21 protein-coding genes are annotated in these 17,672 nt (G+C 64.1%); 14 read left to right on the forward strand and 7 right to left on the reverse strand.

The genetic code is table 11. The features are described 5' to 3' along the window. The first annotated feature begins 31 nt into the window (after nucleotides 1-31). Nucleotides 32-853 (forward strand): 5-oxoprolinase subunit C family protein, encoded by an 822-nt coding sequence (locus QRM57_RS00460; RefSeq protein ID WP_284985142.1) that lies wholly within the window; start codon nucleotides 32-34, stop codon nucleotides 851-853. Here the strand turns inward: QRM57_RS00460 and QRM57_RS00465 are convergent. Next, nucleotides 825-2,171 carry a DUF445 domain-containing protein gene (locus QRM57_RS00465; RefSeq protein ID WP_284985143.1) on the reverse strand — a complete coding sequence of 449 codons (1,347 nt, stop codon included), beginning with the start codon at nucleotides 2,169-2,171 and terminating at the stop codon, nucleotides 825-827. The genes QRM57_RS00460 and QRM57_RS00465 overlap by 29 nt on opposite strands. 50 nt (nucleotides 2,172-2,221) lie before the next feature. Here QRM57_RS00465 and QRM57_RS00470 point away from each other — a divergent pair, with 50 nt between their 5' ends. The 4 genes from QRM57_RS00470 to QRM57_RS00485 are packed head-to-tail and all read left to right on the forward strand — an operon-like array spanning nucleotide 2,222 to nucleotide 4,643. Next, entirely contained in the window at nucleotides 2,222-3,109 is an 888-nt protein-coding gene (locus QRM57_RS00470) for a glycerophosphodiester phosphodiesterase (RefSeq protein WP_257370173.1), read from the forward strand. 36 nt (nucleotides 3,110-3,145) lie between these two features. Next, the gene (locus QRM57_RS00475) at nucleotides 3,146-3,580 is read left to right on the forward strand and encodes a DoxX family protein (RefSeq protein WP_284985144.1); all 435 of its coding nucleotides are present in this window, start codon (nucleotides 3,146-3,148) and stop codon (nucleotides 3,578-3,580) included. Further along, nucleotides 3,577-4,335 (forward strand): AzlC family ABC transporter permease, encoded by a 759-nt coding sequence (locus QRM57_RS00480; RefSeq protein ID WP_235520188.1) that lies wholly within the window; start codon nucleotides 3,577-3,579, stop codon nucleotides 4,333-4,335. The genes QRM57_RS00475 and QRM57_RS00480 overlap by 4 nt, the downstream gene beginning before the upstream one ends. Beyond that, the gene (locus QRM57_RS00485; RefSeq protein WP_257370170.1) at nucleotides 4,332-4,643 is read left to right on the forward strand and encodes an AzlD domain-containing protein; all 312 of its coding nucleotides are present in this window, start codon (nucleotides 4,332-4,334) and stop codon (nucleotides 4,641-4,643) included. The genes QRM57_RS00480 and QRM57_RS00485 overlap by 4 nt, the downstream gene beginning before the upstream one ends. On the opposite strand, the gene QRM57_RS00490 is transcribed toward QRM57_RS00485, so the two are convergent. Next, nucleotides 4,640-5,269: a TetR/AcrR family transcriptional regulator gene (locus QRM57_RS00490; RefSeq protein ID WP_257370169.1), complete on the reverse strand. Its 630-nt coding sequence runs from the start codon at nucleotides 5,267-5,269 to the stop codon at nucleotides 4,640-4,642. The genes QRM57_RS00485 and QRM57_RS00490 overlap by 4 nt on opposite strands. A 92-nt stretch (nucleotides 5,270-5,361) precedes the next feature. Here QRM57_RS00490 and QRM57_RS00495 point away from each other — a divergent pair, with 92 nt between their 5' ends. From QRM57_RS00495 to QRM57_RS00505, 3 genes are read left to right on the forward strand one after another with little or no spacing between them, the layout of a single operon-like run. Beyond that, on the forward strand, nucleotides 5,362-5,694 hold the full coding sequence (locus tag QRM57_RS00495; RefSeq protein ID WP_211710833.1) for a thiamine-binding protein: 333 nt from the start codon (nucleotides 5,362-5,364) through the stop codon (nucleotides 5,692-5,694). Between the two features lie 40 nt (nucleotides 5,695-5,734). Beyond that, nucleotides 5,735-6,406: an O-methyltransferase gene (locus QRM57_RS00500; RefSeq protein ID WP_257370168.1), complete on the forward strand. Its 672-nt coding sequence runs from the start codon at nucleotides 5,735-5,737 to the stop codon at nucleotides 6,404-6,406. 3 nt (nucleotides 6,407-6,409) lie between these two features. Beyond that, the gene (locus QRM57_RS00505; RefSeq protein WP_284985146.1) at nucleotides 6,410-6,913 is read left to right on the forward strand and encodes a GNAT family N-acetyltransferase; all 504 of its coding nucleotides are present in this window, start codon (nucleotides 6,410-6,412) and stop codon (nucleotides 6,911-6,913) included. Nucleotides 6,914-6,932: 19 nt separating this feature from the next. Here QRM57_RS00505 and QRM57_RS00510 read toward each other — a convergent pair whose 3' ends face one another. Continuing rightward, nucleotides 6,933-7,088 (reverse strand): hypothetical protein, encoded by a 156-nt coding sequence (locus tag QRM57_RS00510; RefSeq protein ID WP_257370166.1) that lies wholly within the window; start codon nucleotides 7,086-7,088, stop codon nucleotides 6,933-6,935. Nucleotides 7,089-7,194: 106 nt separating this feature from the next. On the opposite strand from QRM57_RS00510, the gene QRM57_RS00515 reads away from it, so the two are divergent. Then, nucleotides 7,195-8,103, forward strand: coding sequence for a spermidine synthase (locus QRM57_RS00515; RefSeq protein WP_284985147.1), 909 nt, complete (start codon nucleotides 7,195-7,197; stop codon nucleotides 8,101-8,103). A 9-nt stretch (nucleotides 8,104-8,112) separates the two neighbouring features. Here the strand turns inward: QRM57_RS00515 and QRM57_RS00520 are convergent, their stop codons facing one another. Further along, nucleotides 8,113-9,009 carry a LysR family transcriptional regulator gene (locus QRM57_RS00520; RefSeq protein ID WP_284985148.1) on the reverse strand — a complete coding sequence of 299 codons (897 nt, stop codon included), beginning with the start codon at nucleotides 9,007-9,009 and terminating at the stop codon, nucleotides 8,113-8,115. 137 nt (nucleotides 9,010-9,146) lie between these two features. Between QRM57_RS00520 and QRM57_RS00525 the strand changes: the two genes are divergently transcribed. Next, a complete protein-coding gene (locus QRM57_RS00525; protein WP_284985149.1) occupies nucleotides 9,147-10,538 on the forward strand; it encodes an MFS transporter in 1,392 nt (463 codons plus the stop codon). Between the two features lie 4 nt (nucleotides 10,539-10,542). Beyond that, nucleotides 10,543-11,292 (forward strand): 3-hydroxybutyrate dehydrogenase, encoded by a 750-nt coding sequence (locus QRM57_RS00530; RefSeq protein ID WP_284985150.1) that lies wholly within the window; start codon nucleotides 10,543-10,545, stop codon nucleotides 11,290-11,292. Nucleotides 11,293-11,373: 81 nt separating this feature from the next. On the opposite strand, the gene QRM57_RS00535 is transcribed toward QRM57_RS00530, so the two are convergent. Further along, entirely contained in the window at nucleotides 11,374-11,751 is a 378-nt protein-coding gene (locus tag QRM57_RS00535) for a winged helix-turn-helix transcriptional regulator (protein ID WP_284985151.1), read from the reverse strand. Between the two features lie 101 nt (nucleotides 11,752-11,852). Here QRM57_RS00535 and QRM57_RS00540 point away from each other — a divergent pair, with 101 nt between their 5' ends. Then, nucleotides 11,853-12,716, forward strand: a complete 864-nt coding sequence (locus QRM57_RS00540) for an SDR family oxidoreductase (RefSeq protein WP_257370161.1) — start codon at nucleotides 11,853-11,855, stop codon at nucleotides 12,714-12,716. A gap of 76 nt (nucleotides 12,717-12,792) precedes the next feature. On the opposite strand, the gene QRM57_RS00545 is transcribed toward QRM57_RS00540, so the two are convergent. Continuing rightward, complete coding sequence (locus QRM57_RS00545; protein WP_284985152.1) at nucleotides 12,793-14,229, reverse strand: amino acid permease; 1,437 nt, start codon at nucleotides 14,227-14,229, stop codon at nucleotides 12,793-12,795. 243 nt (nucleotides 14,230-14,472) lie between these two features. On the opposite strand from QRM57_RS00545, the gene QRM57_RS00550 reads away from it, so the two are divergent. Further along, nucleotides 14,473-15,279, forward strand: coding sequence for an IclR family transcriptional regulator (locus tag QRM57_RS00550; RefSeq protein WP_211710815.1), 807 nt, complete (start codon nucleotides 14,473-14,475; stop codon nucleotides 15,277-15,279). A 5-nt stretch (nucleotides 15,280-15,284) separates the two neighbouring features. Here the strand turns inward: QRM57_RS00550 and QRM57_RS00555 are convergent, their stop codons facing one another. Further along, complete coding sequence (locus tag QRM57_RS00555) at nucleotides 15,285-15,722, reverse strand: SRPBCC family protein (protein ID WP_284985153.1); 438 nt, start codon at nucleotides 15,720-15,722, stop codon at nucleotides 15,285-15,287. A gap of 207 nt (nucleotides 15,723-15,929) precedes the next feature. Between QRM57_RS00555 and hutU the strand changes: the two genes are divergently transcribed. Then, entirely contained in the window at nucleotides 15,930-17,669 is a 1,740-nt protein-coding gene (gene hutU, locus QRM57_RS00560) for a urocanate hydratase (RefSeq protein WP_284985154.1), read from the forward strand. Nucleotides 17,670-17,672 lie beyond the last annotated feature (3 nt).

The following is a 17,672-nucleotide window of genomic DNA, read 5'->3' on the forward strand; positions in this document are numbered from 1 at the left end:
GCGGTGCGGTTCTTTGTAGGGGAGTGCATTAATGGGTGCGGTAGTAGTTGACCCTGGGACCTTGACCTCGGCCCTGGAGCCGGAGCAGGCCTTGGACCGCGCATCGATGCATCTGGCCAATGCCCTCCTGGGCAACTGCGCCGACGCCGGGGGCCTGGAGGTCCTGCTCGGTGGCCTCCGGCTCCGCTTCGTCACGGCCTCCGCAGTGTCAGTCACGGGCGCCGAAGGCATCATCACCCTCAACGGCTCCGAGCTGCCACTTAACAAAGCGGTGCGGGTGGCTCCGGGATCGGTCCTTGAGGTAGGGCCCGCGCTCTTCGGAATCCGATATTACGTGGCAGTACCCGGCGGCATTCCGCCTCAGGCCGAGCCGTTGAGCGCTGGCGGTGCCCTGACCTTTGGCCGTCCGAACAGCCAGGCCTATCCGGACATGCAACAACCCCCGCGCCGTGCGCTGGATCCCGAACGTCCGGTGGTCGCCAGGGTTTTCCGCGGCCCGCAGGCCCCTGATTTCGGCGCTGATTCGTGGCTGAGGTTAACCACCGAACCGTGGATTCTCTCGCCGGAGTCGGACAGGGCCGGGGCGCGGCTGGTGGGGCGACCACTCGAGGCGGCCCCAACTCCAGCACGCCAACCTCAGCCGCTGCGGACCGGCTCGGTCCTGCTGCCGCCGTTGGGCCTTCCCGTGATCGCCCTGGCCGGCCACCCGGCAACGGCAAAGTCGCCCGTGATCGCGCTGGTCCGGGACGAGGACCTGGACCTGCTCGGCCAGGCAAGGCCGGGCCAGATGGTGCACTTATTGGGGACGGGTGATGCCCCTCGTCCTATCCGAACAGCAGGTGCGCAACCGTGAAGATAGCCAGGCCCGCCAGCGCGCCGACCACGGTTCCGTTGATGCGGATGTACTGAAGGTCCTTGCCCACCTGGAGCTCGATCTTCTGGGAGGTTTCTTCCGCGTCCCAACGGGCTACCGTGTCCGAGATGACGCCGGCGATGTCCGAGCGGTAGGTGTTCACCAGGTATCCGGCCGCGTCGCCAATCCAGGCGTTGACCTTGCCGGCCAGTTCCTCATCCTTGACCAGGCGCGTGCCGAAGTCCCGGACGGCTCCTTTGAATCGCAGGCTCAGTTCGCTGTCGGGGTCATCGACGGCGTTGAGCAGTGCGGTCTTCACCGTTCCCCAGGTGCGTGAGGCGAGTTCGCGGACCTCGGGATCGCCGAGTATCTGCGCCTTGATGGTTTCGGCGCGCTCAATCATGGCCGGATCGTGCTGCAGGTCCTGGGCGAGCTCGGTGAGGTAGGCGTCGATGGATTGGCGCACCTGGTGGTTCTGGTCGGACTGGACGGCGCGCATGAACTTGGACAGTTCCACGTGCACGCGGTCGCCAACCAGGCCGTCCACGAATGATGGCACCCAGAGCGGCGAGCGGTCCGAAACGAGCCGGTTCACCGTTGCATGGTTGGCGTCTACCCAGTCGGCGGCGCGGTCCACCAGCAGGTCCACCAACTTGTGGTGGTGGCCGTCCGCGAAGATCCGCTCCGCCATCCGGCCCACCGGCGGCCCCCATGGCGGGGTAAGCAGGTGTTTGCGGACCATGCCTTCGATGACCGCTTGGACGTCGTCGTCATTAAGGACGGTGAACACGCCGCGGATCGCAGCACCGCCTTCCTTCGCGACGCGTTCGGCACCACCCGGACCGGACAACCAGGCCCCGGCCTTGCGGGCAATATCGATGCTCGCCAACTTCTCCTGCACAACCTCCTGGGACAGGAAGTTGCTTTCCACGAACTCGCTGAGCGATTCGCCGATCTGGTCCTTGCGCCGCGGGATGATGGCGGTGTGCGGGATCCTAAGACCCATGGGGTACTTGAACAGGGCGGTGACGGCGAACCAGTCAGCCAGCGCCCCAACCATGCCACCCTCGGCCGCTGCGCGAACGTACTCAAGCCACGGGTACTGCTTCTGGAAGGCGAATGCCGCCGTGAAGATCACGGCCATCCCGATCAGCAGGGCCAACGCCAGCCGCTTCATCCGGCGAAGCGCGGCTGCTTTTTCCAGGTCTCCCGCCGAAAGATCGACGACGGCGGGACCGGCCGGGGCGGGTACGGGACCTGACGCCGGACGGGGGTTGGTGACGTCTTCAGTTGGGATTTGTTCAGAGTTCACCTGCATTAGCCCAGCGTAGCCCCCGTGCGTACAACCGCGTGGGCTACCGTATCTCCATGACAAGCGACGACTTCGCCACCGTAAGGCCCAAGGTCTACGCCCACCGTGGCTCCAGTGCCGCCTTTGCCGAACACACCAGGGCCGCCTATTTGAGGGCCATCGACGACGGGGCGGACGGAGTCGAGTGCGATGTGCACCTCACCCGGGATCAGCACGTGGTGTTGTTGCACGACTCCAACCTGGACCGGACCTCCACGGGGACAGGACCTGTAGCCGAGCAAACCCTGGAAGAGCTCCGTGAGCTGGACTTCTCGTCATGGAAGGGTGCGCGCATCCCTGAAGCCTATGGGGGAGTGGCCGACCAATTCCTGACGCTGCCAGAGCTGTTGGACATCCTCCGCGGGGCCGGCCGCGACATCGGCTTGGCCATCGAACTCAAGCACCCAAGTCCCTACGGGCTGAAGCTTGAGGACCGGGTACTGGCCCTGTTGGCCGAGGAAGGCTGGACACCGGAGGAGTCCAGGCTGGAGAACATCCAGGTTTCCTTCATGAGCTTCGATTCGGACTCTGTACAGCGGTTGCTGGAGACTGTTCCCCCGCAGCATGTCTGCCAACTGGTGGATGACTACACGGTCCAGGAAATCCGGGAGGAACTGGGCCTGGGCTTCCTCACCGGCGGGGCGGTAGCCAACGTCATGAAGGCAATGCAGGAGGAAGCGGAGCGCGTGCTGGACGAGGGACAGGCGGGAATCGCGGGCCCGGGAATCGACTATGTTCGCGAGCATGCACGCAACGTGCAGCGTTGGCTGGAGGCTGGCCGCGTATTCCGGGTGTGGACTGTTGATTCCCAGAAGGATGTAGCGCTTTGCCAAGGTCTCGGCATCCATGAGATCACCACCAACAAGCCCGCGCAGGTCCTGGCGCAGCTCATGGTTTCCAGCTGACTTTGGGGCTTACCGCGCTTGTGATTGAGTGGTCTCATGTCACTTCGCTGGTCACCCAAGGCAACACATACCGTCTCAGCAATAGGCTTGGGCGCCCTGCTCCTGGCCAGCGCCGCAAAGCATTTCCGGACCCCCGCCTTCTATTACCCCGTGGTGCCGGATTACCTGTGCCGCAGGGATGAGCCGGGGAGCCGTCCCAATGGGCCGTTGGCAGTGATGTCGCGGGAGGAATGGGTCGCGTCGTCGGGCCTGCTCGAGGTGGCTGCCGCCGTCGGTCTCCTGGTACCTGCCACCCGCAAGGTGGCGGCTGACGCAACCACAGCGATGTTCACTGCATTCCTTGCGGGGCATATTGATGCCCTCAGGCGCGCTTACGGACCGAAAGGCACTCCTGCCGAGAGGCGTATCCACACCGTGCGGCTGCCCCTGCAGATTCCGCTGATCCTCTGGTCGTGGAGCCTGCGGAAATGACCAGTGGTTCCGCGCCCCTGAAACTCAGGGAGTCGCCGGCGTTCAAGATCGCACTCTCCTTGAGCATCGCCACGGGACTCTACGGGGTTTCGTTTGGTGCCTTGTCTGTCGCGTCCGGCTTTGATTTCTGGCAGACGATGGTTCTGAGCCTCCTGCTCTTCAGCGGCGGATCCCAGTTCGCGTTCATCGGTGTCGTGGCGGGCGGCGGCTCGGGGGTGGCGGCGATGACGGCCAGCGCACTCCTGGGTCTGCGCAACGGCATCTACGGCATGCAGATCAATGCGATGCTCCGGCCCGGCGGCTGGAAGCGCTACCTTTCCGCGCACGTCACCATTGACGAGTCGACGGCGACGGCGTCCGGCCAGACGGATCCGGATGAGCAGCGCCGCGGATTCTGGACAGCCGGAATTGGAATATTCATCTTGTGGAATATTTTTACGGCCGTTGGCGCCTTGGCAGGAGATGCCATGGGAGATCCCAAGCAGTGGGGCCTCGATGGTGCCGCCGTAGCAGCGTTCCTGGCCTTGCTCTGGCCCCGGCTGAAGGGCCGGGAACCGTGGGCCATCGCCGCAGCCTGTGCACTGGCCACCGTCTTGGCGGTGCCCTTCGTGCCGTCAGGTGTTCCGATTTTGGTTGCTGCCGTCGTGGCCGGAATCATCGGGTGGTTCAGCCACGCGCGCATGGATGAAGGGCTTGAGCCGGACGTGGATCCCTACGCGGAAAAGCGCCAACAAGAACCCAGGAGCAACGCATGAACCTGTGGCTTTGGATCCTGATCGCGTGCGGCCTGGCCTACCTCACTAAGCTGCTGGGCTACTTTGTGCCCGCCAAGCTGTTGGAAAGCCCACGGATCATGCACGTAGCCGGCACCATGACCATCGGCCTGCTGGCCTCACTGACGGTGGTCAATGCTGTCGCTTCGGGGCAGGCCCTGGTTCTGGATGCCCGCATCGGGGCGTTGGCTGCGGCCGCGGTGGCGTTGTGGCTCCGGGCACCGTTCCTGGTGGTGGTGATTTCCGGCGCTGCCGCGGCCGCCCTGCTCAGGCTGCTGGGGTGGGGCTAGACAGCGTCGGTAAAGGTCACGCCCGGGATGCCCGATTGTTCGGGAAGGGGCCGCGAAGGGCGCTCGGTGCGGATGGCGTCCTCGATCAGGGCGACGGGCCGCTTCCACGCTTCGGATCCCGGTTCCATCGTGTCCACAGCACCTATCAGCATGGCAACCAGCCGGACCATGTCCTCGATGGTGATGTCCCGGCGGAGTGAACCCTGGCCTTGGCCGCGCTCCAACAAGGTGGCCATGGAGCCGATGAGGCCACCGGTGATCCCCATGAGGAGTCCGCGGCGTCCGGCAACGGCGTCAAGGAGGTTGGCGTCTTCACTGGCTACCTGCATCACGGCATCGATGACGTTGATGAGGCCCTCGGCGGCGTCCATGCCGTCAAGGGCTGCGGCAGCCACCGGATCCACGTGCTGGCGGAGCTGGCGCGACAGGGCAGCGAGCACCAGCTGCTCCTTATCCGAAAAGTTGCGGAACAGTGTAGCCGGGCCAACTCCAGCGGTGGCGGCGATGGTCTGCAACGGCACTTCGGGGCCATGCTCCCGGAAGCACTGCCTCGCAGCGGTAATGATCTTGTCCACATTGCGTGCGGCGTCTGCCCTGAGGGGCTTGCGTTCCAAGGGCTGTTCCATGCTTGTCAGGGTAGCAACGGTCAGGTCCCTGCCTGTTGTTACGCGGGAGTAGGCCGTTATATGACAAACCGGTACGTGAAACACTGGATTCCATGTTGCTTGCATTCTCAGTCGCGCCTTCGGGCCAGCCCGCATCCGCTGCCAACGGTGGACCCACCCCCGACGCCTCAGTGCACGACGCCGTAGCCGCCGCCGTCAAGATCGTCCGGGAGTCCGGACTCCCCAACCAGACGGACTCCATGTTCACCACCATCGAGGGTGAGTGGGACGAGGTCTTTGACGTGGTCAAGCGCGCCACCGAGGCGGTGGGCCGTTATGGCAGCCGGGTCTCACTGGTGATCAAGGCCGATATCCGTCCGGGTTACAGCGGCGAACTCACCGGAAAAGTGGAGCGCCTCGAAGAGGCCATCACCGCCACGGACTAGTTCCTTCCCCCAGCCTGCTGCGAGTGCAAGACTGGGGCGCATGATTGAACACGTCACCGAGCCTGGTTGGGTCGATGTGGAGCGGTACCTGACCGACGTCGTCGTGCGTCCTGATCCTGCCCACAAGCGTGCCTTGACGTCCGCCGTGGAGGCAGGCATGCCTGCGATCGAAGTGGCGCCCAATGCCGGCAAACTGCTGCGCATGCTCGTGCAGATGTCCGGGGCCAGGCGCGTGCTTGAGATCGGCACCTTGGCCGGGTTCAGCAGTATGTGGATGGCCCAGGGACTGCCCGACGACGGCAGGATCGTCACGTGCGAATTCCTCCGGAAACACGCGGACGTCGCGCGGGCCAACCTGGATGCCGCCGGCGTAGGACACAAGGTGGACATCCGTGTAGGTGCTGCCCTGGATACCTTGCCCACGCTTGTGGGCCAGGACCCGTTCGACTTCGTTTTCATCGATGCCGATAAGGAAAACGACGCCAACTACTTGGACTGGGCCATCAGGCTGGGCCGCCCAGGGACGGTGATCGTGGTGGACAACGTCATCTGGGATGGCGCCATCCTGGACCCGCAACGGGATGAGGTTAATGCGCCGGGCATCGTGAAGATGCTGGAGATGATGGGACAGGACCGCCGCTTGGACGCCACCGCCATCCAGACGGTTGGAAGCAAAGGCTGGGACGGCTTCGCGATGGCACGGGTGAGGTAGGCGGTGGATTTCACGATTCGTCCGGCGACGGTGGAGGACGCCGAAGAGATGGCCATCATGCACCTCCAGTCCTGGCGTGAGAGCTACGGGCGGTTGCTGCCGCCGGAGTTCTTCGCCAAACAGGAAGCCGCCTTGCCGGACCGCATCAACCGGTACCGGAAGTCCATTGCTGCCGGCCACTCCCGGATGCTGGCCCACGGGCCGGACGGCGACCTTGTAGGTATTGGGGCCGCAGGCTCGGGCAGTGACGAGGACAAGCCCTGCGATATGGAGCTGTTCATGCTGTACACACTGGAACGTATCCATGGCCGCGGTGTGGGCCAGGCTTTGGTGGATGCCTTGATTGGAGACGGGCCGGCGTATCTCTGGGTCCTGGACGACAACCCGCGGGCCCAAGCCTTCTACCGGCGCAACGGCTTCGTCCCCGACGGCAAAAGGCAGCTCTGCGACCCGTCCTGGTACTCGCTGCCGGAGCATCGGATGGTGCGTACCGCCGTCGGCCGCTAACCGCCGCTAAAACCGGACACTATTCCAGCTCGCCGCTGGCCCCTTCTTCGTCGTCCAAGGACGAATCCAGCAGGCTCGGCGGCTTGGGCACGCGGGCCAGCAGCAGGAAGACCACGGTTAGCCATGCCGCAGCGGCGGTGAACAGTTCCGCCCATACCCACTCGCCAAGGTTCATGGATTGATCTTATGGCCCAACCACCCATTATTGTAAGTATCCTTACTACTCACTGGGCTGCAGGGCTCCACTAGGCTGGAACCATGACTGAGGCAGGGCGGAAGTAGTGGCAAAACGCGGCAGGGTGAGCAAGTCACAAAGGTCGACGGCGGGAGTCGTCGACGTGCCTTCCGGCACCCGTCCCGACGGCCCGGTAGAGGGCGTCTACTACATCGATACCGGCGATTGCGAGCTGATCCAGGACCAGGACAACTCCAACGGCTGGTTGCTGAAAATCAATGGCGTGATGAGCTCGCACATCGACCTTGCCGATCCGCTGTTCCTGGATTTCGAATACATGCGCTGGATCGCGGCTTTGGTGGAATCGCGCTGGCCCAGGGAACAGAAACCCAAGTTGCGCGCGCTCCATCTGGGCGGGGGAGCGTGTTCCATGGCCCGGTACTTCCACGCTGCCTACCCCGAGGCGCGGCAGGTTGTGGTGGAGCTCGATGGCAAGCTCGCGGAGTATGTCCGTGGTTGGTTCGAGCTGCCCAAGGCGCCCCTGTTGCGGATCCGGGTTGGCGAAGCGCGGCAGGTGACAGAGTCGCTGACTCCCGATACCCGTGACCTCATCATTCGCGACGTCTTCGCCGGAGCCTTTACGCCCCGCGCCCTGACAACGCGTGAATTCACGGCCCATGCGGACGCGGTACTCGCAGCCGATGGGCTGTATGTGGTCAACTCCGGCGACGCCCCGGACCTCAAGAATGCCCGCGCCGATGCCGCAACCATCGCGGACACCTTCGAGCACACCATGATCATCGCCGACCCCGCCATGCTCAAGGGTCGCCGCTACGGCAATATGATCATGGCGGGCAGCCACGTGCCGTTCGGAGACGACCCCACCCTTGCCAGGCGGCTTCTGGGCGGTGGCGTCCCAGCGCACATCTGGGACGACGCCCAAGTGCGCGCCTTCGCGGCCGGGACTCCGGTGCGCCACGATCCTCCTGCGGAGCCGGAGCCGGCCCCCGCATAGGCGGCGCGGCTAGTTGGCCCCCAGCAGTTCCTCCCGTCGTTGCTCCGTCTCCTCGCGCAAGGCCTGGACGACGGCGGCTACCGCGGGGCGGCGCATGGAGTCGGGGCGGAGGACCATCCAGTAGGGGAGGAGCTCGGCGAAGTCCGAGGGCAGGAGCCTGACCAGGTCCTCATGCCGGTCGGCCATGAAGCAGGGAAGGAACCCGATGCCCGCCCCGGCCCGGGTGGCCTCGACATGCACGAACACGTTGGTGGAGCTTAGGCCGTCGCGCATGGTCGGAACCAGCCTCCGGGGCGCATCCAAGTCGTCCACCTGGAGCATTGAATCCACAAAGTAGACCAGTTGGTGCTGTGTGAGTTCCTGGATGCTCCCGGGCGTCCCGTGATCCGAAAGGTAGGCGCGGGACGCGTACATCCCCAGCCGGTACTCGCCCAGCCTCATCGCTTCGGCCCGGTGCACCTGCGGCGTGCCGACCACCACCTCGATGTCCAGGCCCGATCGCTGCTGCAGTGCCCGACGCGTCACGGTGACGATCTCCACGCTCAGTCCCGGGTGGTCCCGCCTCAGGCGGGCAACAGCAGGTGCGGCGATGTACGCGCTGAAGCCGTCTGTCGCGGTCATGCGCACGACGCCGGCTATGGGGTCGGGTGCGCGGTCGCTGGGTCCCAGCGCACCCACCGCAGCTTCGATCCGTTCCGCGACCAGTACGGCTTGGGCGCCCAGCTCGGTCACTTCCCAACCCCCGGCGGCTCGCGCCAGGACCCTGCCGCCCAGCGCCTTTTCCAGTGCCGCTATCCTGCGGGAGACGGTGGTGTGGTTCAGTCCCAAGGCTTGGGCCGCCGTCGTGAATTTTCCTGAGCGTGAGACGGCGAGGAAGATGAGGAGGTCGTCTGGATTGGGATTCATATCTGCAATTCTGCACACCTAAGGTGCCTTATTGGTCATTGAGGCATAACGAATCTGCGGCAATACTCAGTGGAGCATTCCGTGTTGTGGATCACATCACGTTCAAAAGGGTCAAAGAGGACACTGAGGAGATGGATATGAGCGTTGAGCAGCGCTCCGCATCAAGAGCCGGAAAAGATGCCGGCAAGGGCTCCGGCCTGAAGAAGATCGTCGCAGCATCAATGGTGGGCACTGTAGTGGAGTGGTACGAGTTCTTCCTCTACGCCACTGCGGCAACCCTGGTCTTTGGGAAGTACTTCTTCCCGAGCACCGGGAACGAGCTGGACGGCATCATCCAGGCGTTCATCACCTACGCGGTGGGCTTCGTTGCCCGTCCGCTGGGCGGAATCGTCTTCGGCCAGATCGGCGACAAACTGGGCCGCAAGCCCACGCTGCAGTTGACCATCGTGATTGTGGGCGTCTCCACGTTCCTCATGGGCTGCCTCCCCGGCTTCGTGGACATCGGCTACTGGGCGCCTGCCCTGCTGGTGGCCCTCCGCTTCATCCAGGGCTTCGCGCTCGGTGGCGAGTGGGGTGGTGCGGTGCTTCTGGTGGCTGAACACAGCCCGAATAAATCCCGTGGCTTCTGGTCATCCTGGCCGCAGGCAGCCGTGCCGGTTGGAAACCTGTTGGCCACCCTGGTCCTGTTCGTCATGTCCACGACGCTCAGCAGTGAAGCCTTCCTCGGCTGGGGCTGGCGCGTAGCGTTCTGGCTCTCCGCCGTGATCGTGTTCGTGGGCTACTACATCCGCACACATGTCACCGAAGCCCCGATCTTCCTTGAAGCCAAGGCGCAGGTGGAGGAATCCAAGGCCATCAGCTACGGCGTGGGCGAGGTCATCCGCAAGTACCCCAAGGGCATCCTGCAGGCCATGGGACTCCGGTTCGCGGAGAACATCATGTACTACCTCGTGGTGAGCTTCGCGATCGTCTATCTCAAGAGCGTCCACAAGTACGACACTTCCTCGCTCCTGCTGGCTCTCCTGATCGCACACCTCATCCACTTCCTGGTCATCCCGCAAATTGGACGCCTCGTGGACTCGTGGGGACGCAAGCCCGTGTACCTGATTGGTGCCATCACCGGCGCGACGTGGCCGTTCTTCGCCTTCCCCATGTTCGACACCAAGAATGCCGTGGTCATCGTGCTCGCCGTGACCATTGGCCTGTGCCTGCATGCGTTCATGTACGCAGGTCAGCCGGCCATCATGTCCGAACTTTTCCCCACCCGCATGCGCTACTCAGGTGTCTCGCTCGGCTCGCAGGTCACCTCGATCTTCGCCGGTTCACTGGCGCCGCTGCTGGCAACGCAGTGGCTCAAGGACACCGGCTCCTGGCTCCCCACTGCGATTTACCTGGTGGTCGCCTGCGCGATTACCGCCGTCGCCGTCGTTTCCCTGAAGGAGACCAAGGGCATCGCGCTCGAATCCGTGGACGAAGCCGATGCCGAACGTCACGGACTGACGACTGCCTCCACCACCTCGAAGGGCTGATTCGATGGACAACTCCTTGAACGGACGCAAAGCATTGGTGACCGGCGGTGCGAGCGGAATCGGTGCAGCCTGTGCCCGGGCGCTGGCCGCCCGTGGGGCGAAAGTTGTAGTGGCCGACGTCGATGCCTCCGGAGCTGCGGCCCTCGCCGATGAGCTGGGCGGCACGGCGTGGACGGTGGACCTCTTGGACGTCGACGCCCTGGCGGCACTGAGCCTGGACTGCGACATCCTGGTCAACAACGCGGGCATCCAGAAAGTTGCGCCGATTGAGGAGTTCGAACCCGCGGAGTTCCGGCGGATCCTGGCCCTGATGCTGGAGGCGCCGTTCCTCCTCATCAGGGCCGCGCTCCCGCACATGTACGCCAACGGGTTCGGCCGGATCATCAACATCTCCTCGGTCCATGGACTCCGGGCCTCGGCCTACAAGAGCGCCTACGTGTCCGCCAAGCACGGCCTCGAGGGGCTCAGCAAGGTCACTGCCTTGGAAGGGGGCGAGCGCGGGGTCACCTCCAACTGCATCAACCCCGGCTACGTCCGCACGCCCCTTGTTGAGAAGCAGATCGCGGACCAGGCCCGGCTCCATGGGATCCCCGAGGCCGAAGTCCTGGCCAAGGTGATGCTCACGGAGTCGGCGGTGAAGCGGTTGGTGGAGCCGGAGGAAGTTGCGTCGCTGGCAACCTGGATGGCCTCCGACGACGCCGGTATGGTCACCGGCGCGAGCTACACCATGGACGGTGGGTGGTCGGCCCGATAGCAGCCCCGGTGAGATGTCAAGTAATGCCAATGTTCGACGCGAACATTGGCATTACTTGTAGTTTCGGCGGTCGGAGCCGGCCTAACCTTCGCCGCCGATGATGGCCTCGGCATTGTCGAAGGCCCACGTCACCAAGGGGATGAGCAGGGCGGCAAGTTCGCGGCCTCGTTCGGTCAGGCTGTAGTCCACGCGGGGCGGGATGACGGGCTGCGCATCGCGGCGGACCAGACCGTCCTTTTCGAGTGTTTTGAGGGTTTGGGCCAGCATTTTTTCGCTGATGCCGTCAGCCCGGCGTCGAAGTTCGCTCCACCGTTGCTCACCCTCGGAGAGCGACAGCAGAATGAGCACGCCCCACTTGCTCGTGATGTGGTCCAGCACCGTCCGGCTGGGGCAGCCGGCCGGGAACACGCCGTCGGCGAGGGTGTCCGGGAGCGGGGCGGGTATGGCACTTACCTTCATGTCAGTACCTTACCTTAAAGTGCGTACTCTCTTTTGGGAAGTTTATGGATTCTTGGCTCGTTGACGACCATGACAGAGCAAAAACCTTGGAGAGGAACACCATGAGCATCGTTATCACTGGAGCAACCGGACAGCTGGGCCGTCACGTAGTAGAGGCACTCCTGGAGCGCAACGTCCCCGCAGAGACCATCATTGCTGCAGGCCGTTCGATCGAGAAGCTGGCCGATTTTGCGGACCGTGGCGTTCAGGTCAGGACAATGGATTATGAGGACGCCGCTTCAGTTGCAGAAGCACTGAAAGGTGCCAGCAAAGTCCTGCTGATCTCCGGCAGTGCCGTGGGCCAGCGCGTGGAGCAGCACCGTACGGTGATTGAAGCAGCGAAGGCGGAAGGAGTGGAGCTTCTCGCTTACACCAGCATCGCAAACGCCGAAACCACCGGAATGAAACTGGCGGCCGAGCACCAGGCTACCGAGGCCATCCTCAAGGAATCCGGCGTCCCGTTCGTGCTCCTGCGGAACGGCTGGTACTTGGAGAACTACACCGAGCAACTGCCGGGCACGCTGGCCCAGGGAGCGCTTGCGGGTAGCGCAGGAAATGGCAAGGTCAGTGGTGCAACGCGCGCCGACTATGCTCATGCGGCTGCGGCTGTCCTGGTCGCTGACAACCAGGCCGGAAAAGTGTACGAGCTCGGTGGGGACGATGCTTTCACCATGGCTGAACTCGCTGCTGAAATCACGGCAGCTTCCGGTCAAACCATCGCTTATAACGACCTGACCGCGGCTGAGTACGCGGGGCTGCTGACAAGCGTTGGCGTTCCGGAAGCCTTTGCGGAGATCCTGGCCGACTCCGATCTGGGCATTGCCCGCGGAGATCTCCTGGTGACCGGAGGCGACCTGAGCAAGCTGATCGGACGCCCGTCGACTCCGTTGTCCGAGGCCGTGCGTTCCGCCGCTGCTTCCGTCTAAACAGCTCCGCGAGATGACAGTTAATGCCAATTTTCTGCGTGAACATTGGCATTAACTGCACTCTCGGCGCAGGGAATCAGGCGGTCTCGTCCACCAGCTCAGCACGGCGCAGGCCCCCGCCGCGCACCCACAGCTTGTAAGCGACGAACAGCAGCACCAACCAGGTTCCACCCACGTACAGGGCAACGCGTGTGTCTTCGAAGACCCCCAGGATCACGATCACCATGGCCATGAACGCCATGGTCAGGATCGAAGCAGCGGGCCACAGCGGCGAACCGAACTCCGACGCCGGGAGCCCCTTGCGCTTGATCTCCCGCTTCATGGCGACGTGCGAAACCAGGATCATCACCCACACCCACACCGTGGCGAAGGTTGCGATGGACGCGATGAGCACAAACACGTCCTCCGGGATGACAGCGTTCAAAACCACCCCGACCAGCAGGATGCCACCCATCATCACCACCGTCATCCACGGCACCCCGTGCCGGGAGACCTTGCCGAAACTCTTCGGTGCGTGCCCCTGCGGGGCCAGTCCGAAGAGGATGCGGCCGGCTCCGAAGATATCGCTGTTGATAGCCGACAGGGCTGCGGTGATGACCACTGCGTTGAGGATGTGCGGCGCAGCCGGGATACCCAGGCCATCAAAAATCTGCACGAACGGGCTGCCGCTGCTGCCGATCTCGTTCCACGGGAAGATGCTCATCAGCACACCAAGCGTCAGGACGTAGAACAGCAGGACGCGGACGGGCACCGTGTTAACCGCCTGCGGAATGACCTTCTTGGGGTCCGCTGCTTCACCTGCGGTGATGCCGATGGTTTCGATCCCACCGAACGCAAACATCACGACGGCGAACGCGGCCAAGAGCCCTTCGAATCCGTTGGGGAACAAACCGCCGTGGTTCACGAGGTTCCCCAGCCCCGGTGCCACGCCACCGCCGTCGCCCGTTTGGAAGCCGAACACGACGATCGCCGCACCGCCGATGATCATGGCGATAATCGCCACCACCTTGATCAGCGAGAACCAGAACTCAAGCTCGCCGAACACCTTCACGCTGAGCAGGTTCATGGCGCCCAGGAACAAGATGATCGCAAGCACCCAGATCCATCTGTCCACCTGTGGGAACCAGAAGCCCATATAGATACTGAAGGCCGTGACGTCGGCGATGGCTACAATCGCCATTTCAAATACGTAGGTCCAACCGGTCACGAAGCCTGCGAACGGGCCAAGGTAGCGGCTGGCGTACTGGCCGAAAGATCCGGACACGGGGTGGCGAACGGCCATCTCGCCGAGCGCACGCATGACCATGAACACGGCCGCGCCGCCGATGATGTAGGCCAGCAGGACCGCCGGGCCTGCCTTTTGGATAGCGGAGGCGGAGCCGTAGAAGAGGCCCGTGCCGATCGCGGATCCGAGTGCCATGAAGCGGATGTGGCGGACGTTGAGGCCTCGGCTGAGCGCCGTACCCGCGGCTTGGAGCACAGAGCTCTCCGCAGCCAGCTTGGTTTGTTGCATAGTAAAACCTTCTCGTCTTTGGGAGGGGATCGCTATCCAGCAGATCACTTTTGGGGCCCTTGTGATCGGACTCACGGGGCTTTGGTGTCTTTGATCGCAGACAGCCGGATCCGTGGTCTGGCATTTCAGACACTCATCACCGCCAGCTGGTTGGTGGATGGGCAGCCGGGGGTGCACGCTTGAGTACGGGATACCGGACACTTCCGGTTCGGGGCTCCCGGATAAGCCGAGCAGTGAGGAACCATGACAACCACTCCAGTAGCGCCCGGAAAGGCCACGTCCAAGGTCCCGGCTGCCGAGAACACCCTGCGGATCCTGAAACTGCTGGCCTCGCGCCGTGGTCCCATGGCGGCGTCGAACATTGCCACGGCGCTCGGTCTGCCCCGGTCCAGCGTGTACCACCTGCTTGGCGTCATGGAGGCCAACGGCTTCGTCCTCCACCTCCACGAGGAACAGCGCTACGGGCTGGGAATCAGCGCCTTCGAGCTCAGCTCGGCGTACTCCCGGCAGGAACCACTTTCCCGGCTTGGCCGGCCCATGCTCGCCTCACTGGTTGACGTCATCGGCGAGAGCGCGCACCTCGCCGTGCTCCACGGACGCGACGTCCTCTACATCGTTGAGGAACGCGCCAAGAACCGCCCGAGCCTGGTAACCGACGTCGGCGTCCGCCTTCCCAGCCACCTCACGGCCTCAGGCCGCGCCATCCTCGCCGCCCTGCCCAAGTCGCAGGTGCGGGCCCTCTACCCGAACGCCGCGGCCTTTACCTCCCGTCACGAAGTCGAGTTCCCCATCATGAAGTACTCGGCCTTGTCATCGCACCTGGACCAGGTCCGGCAGCGCGGCTACGCCACGGAGAACGGCGAAATCACCCCCGGATTCGGTTCAATCGCCGCCGCCGTCACCGACCATGTGGGATGGCCGACGGCGGCAGTCGCCGTCACGTTCCTGGAGGACAAAGTGCCGGCTGAGCAGTGGCCCGTGCTGGCCGCGCGCATCCGGAAGGCGGCGGACGAACTGTCGGTCCGGATCCACGGCCGCCCCGCCGGCTAAACCCTTTACGGGTTGTCCCGGGCCTCGTGCTCTACCAGTTCGCGAAAGGCCTCCAGCTCGCCTTTGAAGCTGCCCCGATACGACCCCATGGCGAAAAGCCGCCCAAAGACCCCCGCAATAAACCCCTGGGTCGTAAACTCCTGGTTGATCCGGGTGCCTTGGCCCTCCGGCACGAACCTGACGTCCGATTCGCCTTTCAGGATTGCGTTGCCGAAACGGGTCCGGATGTGCCGGGGCCGATCCACCGCAAGGATTTCAGTGGGGCTTGCCATCCGTCCAAACCACACCGTGTAGCGGCTGCCGGGCACGTCCACCGAACCTTCGAGATCGGTCACGCGGGTGACCCCGCCGATCCACTCGTGAAAGCGGTGCAGATCCGTCCAGGTAGCGAAAACTCGCTCTGGTGATGCCGCGACGAGGGTGGACACGCGGAAGGTTCCCATGGGTCCAGCATGCTCTCCTTGCCGCATAAATACGAGGGCTGTTGGCGCCCCTCCAAGCACCCCGGGAACTGCCGGCGCGGCAAAGGCGTATGTCTGGGATGCCGGACAACACCCTTCCCAAAGCCGTTCCGGCGGCGCGATTGAGGGGCTTTAGTAGAAGCAGAAGATCTTTCCAGTCCATACTTCCCCACAGACGAAGGAGTCACCATGGCACCCGCCGATTTCACCACTGGTGCCCGTCCGGTCAAGGCCGCGCGAGGTACTGAACTTACTGCCAAGTCGTGGCAGACCGAAGCGCCGTTGCGCATGCTGATGAATAACCTGGACCCCGAGGTTGCCGAGCGTCCGGATGACCTGGTGGTTTATGGCGGCACGGGCCGCGCTGTCCGCTCCTGGGCCGCATTCGATGCGATCACCCGGACCCTGGAGACCATGGAGAAAGACGAGACCCTCCTGGTGCAGTCGGGCAAGCCGGTAGGTGTGTTCCGGACCCACGAGTGGGCGCCTCGGGTGTTGTTGGCGAACTCGAACCTGGTGGGGGACTGGGCAACGTGGCCCGAGTTCCGCCGGCTCGAGGCCGAAGGCCTGATGATGTACGGCCAGATGACGGCCGGTTCCTGGATCTACATCGGTACCCAGGGCATCCTTCAGGGCACGTACGAGACGTTTGCCGCGGTGGGGAACAAGCTTGTTGCCGCCAGGCAGAACACCGCCGGTCACCCGGCCCCCGCCGCTGAAGGTTCCACCGAAGGTCCGCTGGCCGGGACCCTGACGTTGACCGGTGGGTGTGGCGGCATGGGCGGCGCCCAGCCGCTGGCTGTCACCCTGAACGACGGCGCCTGCCTGATTGTCGACGTCGACGAGACCCGCCTCCGCCGCCGCGCCGGCAAGCGCTACCTCGACGAGGTCGAAACCGACCTGGACACCGCGATCGCCAAGGTCAACAAGGCCAAGGAAGAGCGTCGTGGCTGGTCCGTGGGGTATGTGGGCAACGCCGCCGAGGTGTTCCCGGAACTGCTTCGCCGCCACAAGGCCGGAGAGCTGACCATTGACGTGGTCACGGACCAGACCTCCGCGCACGATCCGTTGTCCTACCTTCCCGAGGGCATCACCGTCGATGAGTGGCACACCGAAGCGGAATCCGACCCGGAAGGGTTCACCAAGAAGGCACAGGCCTCCATGGCCCGTCAGGTCCAGGCGATGGTGGAGTTCCAGGACGCCGGTGCCGAGGTCTTCGATTACGGCAACTCCATCCGTGACGAGGCCCGCAAGGGCGGCTACGACCGCGCCTTTGAATTCCCCGGGTTTGTTCCGGCGTATATCCGGCCGTTGTTCTGCGAGGGCCTTGGTCCGTTCCGTTGGGTTGCGCTGTCCGGCGACCCCGAGGACATCGCCGTCACGGACAAGGCCATCAAGGAGCTCTTCCCGGAGAACACGCACCTGCACAAGTGGCTCGACGCCGCGGCGGACCGCGTGGAATTCGAAGGGTTGCCGGCCCGCATTTGCTGGCTCGGGTACGGCGAACGTGCTAAGGCCGGGCTGCTGTTCAACCAGCTCGTGAAAGAAGGCAAGGTCAAGGCCCCGATCGTGATCGGCCGCGACCACCTGGACTCCGGCTCGGTCGCATCCCCGTACCGGGAGACCGAATCCATGGCCGACGGTTCCGACGCGATTGCTGACTGGCCCCTGCTCAACGCCATGCTCAACACCTCCTCCGGTGCCACGTGGGTCTCGATCCACCACGGTGGCGGCGTCGGCATCGGCCGCTCCCTCCACGCCGGGCAGGTCTCCGTCGCGGACGGCACGGACCTCGCCGCGCAGAAGCTCGAACGACTCCTGACCAACGACCCCGGCATGGGCGTCATCCGCCACGTCGACGCCGGCTACGACCGCGCCGTCGAGGTCGCCAACGAACGCGGCGTCCGTATCCCCATGAATGAGAAGTAAGAA

Origin of the sequence: Arthrobacter sp. fls2-241-R2A-172, assembly GCF_030208885.1 — a bacterium.
Taxonomy (GTDB): Bacteria; Actinomycetota; Actinomycetes; order Actinomycetales; family Micrococcaceae; genus Arthrobacter.

Excerpts from the sequence above, each read along its gene's own strand:
- QRM57_RS00460 (WP_284985142.1), top strand. The coding sequence starts at position 32 with ATGGGTGCGGTAGTAGTTGACCCTGGGACCTTGACCTCGGCCCTGGAG.
- QRM57_RS00465 (WP_284985143.1), bottom strand. The coding sequence starts at position 2,171 with ATGCAGGTGAACTCTGAACAAATCCCAACTGAAGACGTCACCAACCCC.
- QRM57_RS00470 (WP_257370173.1), top strand. The coding sequence starts at position 2,222 with ATGACAAGCGACGACTTCGCCACCGTAAGGCCCAAGGTCTACGCCCAC.
- QRM57_RS00475 (WP_284985144.1), top strand. The coding sequence starts at position 3,146 with ATGTCACTTCGCTGGTCACCCAAGGCAACACATACCGTCTCAGCAATA.
- QRM57_RS00480 (WP_235520188.1), top strand. The coding sequence starts at position 3,577 with ATGACCAGTGGTTCCGCGCCCCTGAAACTCAGGGAGTCGCCGGCGTTC.
- QRM57_RS00485 (WP_257370170.1), top strand. The coding sequence starts at position 4,332 with ATGAACCTGTGGCTTTGGATCCTGATCGCGTGCGGCCTGGCCTACCTC.
- QRM57_RS00490 (WP_257370169.1), bottom strand. The coding sequence starts at position 5,269 with ATGGAACAGCCCTTGGAACGCAAGCCCCTCAGGGCAGACGCCGCACGC.
- QRM57_RS00495 (WP_211710833.1), top strand. The coding sequence starts at position 5,362 with ATGTTGCTTGCATTCTCAGTCGCGCCTTCGGGCCAGCCCGCATCCGCT.
- QRM57_RS00500 (WP_257370168.1), top strand. The coding sequence starts at position 5,735 with ATGATTGAACACGTCACCGAGCCTGGTTGGGTCGATGTGGAGCGGTAC.
- QRM57_RS00510 (WP_257370166.1), bottom strand. The coding sequence starts at position 7,088 with ATGAACCTTGGCGAGTGGGTATGGGCGGAACTGTTCACCGCCGCTGCG.
- QRM57_RS00520 (WP_284985148.1), bottom strand. The coding sequence starts at position 9,009 with ATGAATCCCAATCCAGACGACCTCCTCATCTTCCTCGCCGTCTCACGC.
- QRM57_RS00525 (WP_284985149.1), top strand. The coding sequence starts at position 9,147 with ATGAGCGTTGAGCAGCGCTCCGCATCAAGAGCCGGAAAAGATGCCGGC.
- QRM57_RS00530 (WP_284985150.1), top strand. The coding sequence starts at position 10,543 with ATGGACAACTCCTTGAACGGACGCAAAGCATTGGTGACCGGCGGTGCG.
- QRM57_RS00535 (WP_284985151.1), bottom strand. The coding sequence starts at position 11,751 with ATGAAGGTAAGTGCCATACCCGCCCCGCTCCCGGACACCCTCGCCGAC.
- QRM57_RS00540 (WP_257370161.1), top strand. The coding sequence starts at position 11,853 with ATGAGCATCGTTATCACTGGAGCAACCGGACAGCTGGGCCGTCACGTA.
- QRM57_RS00545 (WP_284985152.1), bottom strand. The coding sequence starts at position 14,229 with ATGCAACAAACCAAGCTGGCTGCGGAGAGCTCTGTGCTCCAAGCCGCG.
- QRM57_RS00550 (WP_211710815.1), top strand. The coding sequence starts at position 14,473 with ATGACAACCACTCCAGTAGCGCCCGGAAAGGCCACGTCCAAGGTCCCG.
- QRM57_RS00555 (WP_284985153.1), bottom strand. The coding sequence starts at position 15,722 with ATGGGAACCTTCCGCGTGTCCACCCTCGTCGCGGCATCACCAGAGCGA.
- hutU (WP_284985154.1), top strand. The coding sequence starts at position 15,930 with ATGGCACCCGCCGATTTCACCACTGGTGCCCGTCCGGTCAAGGCCGCG.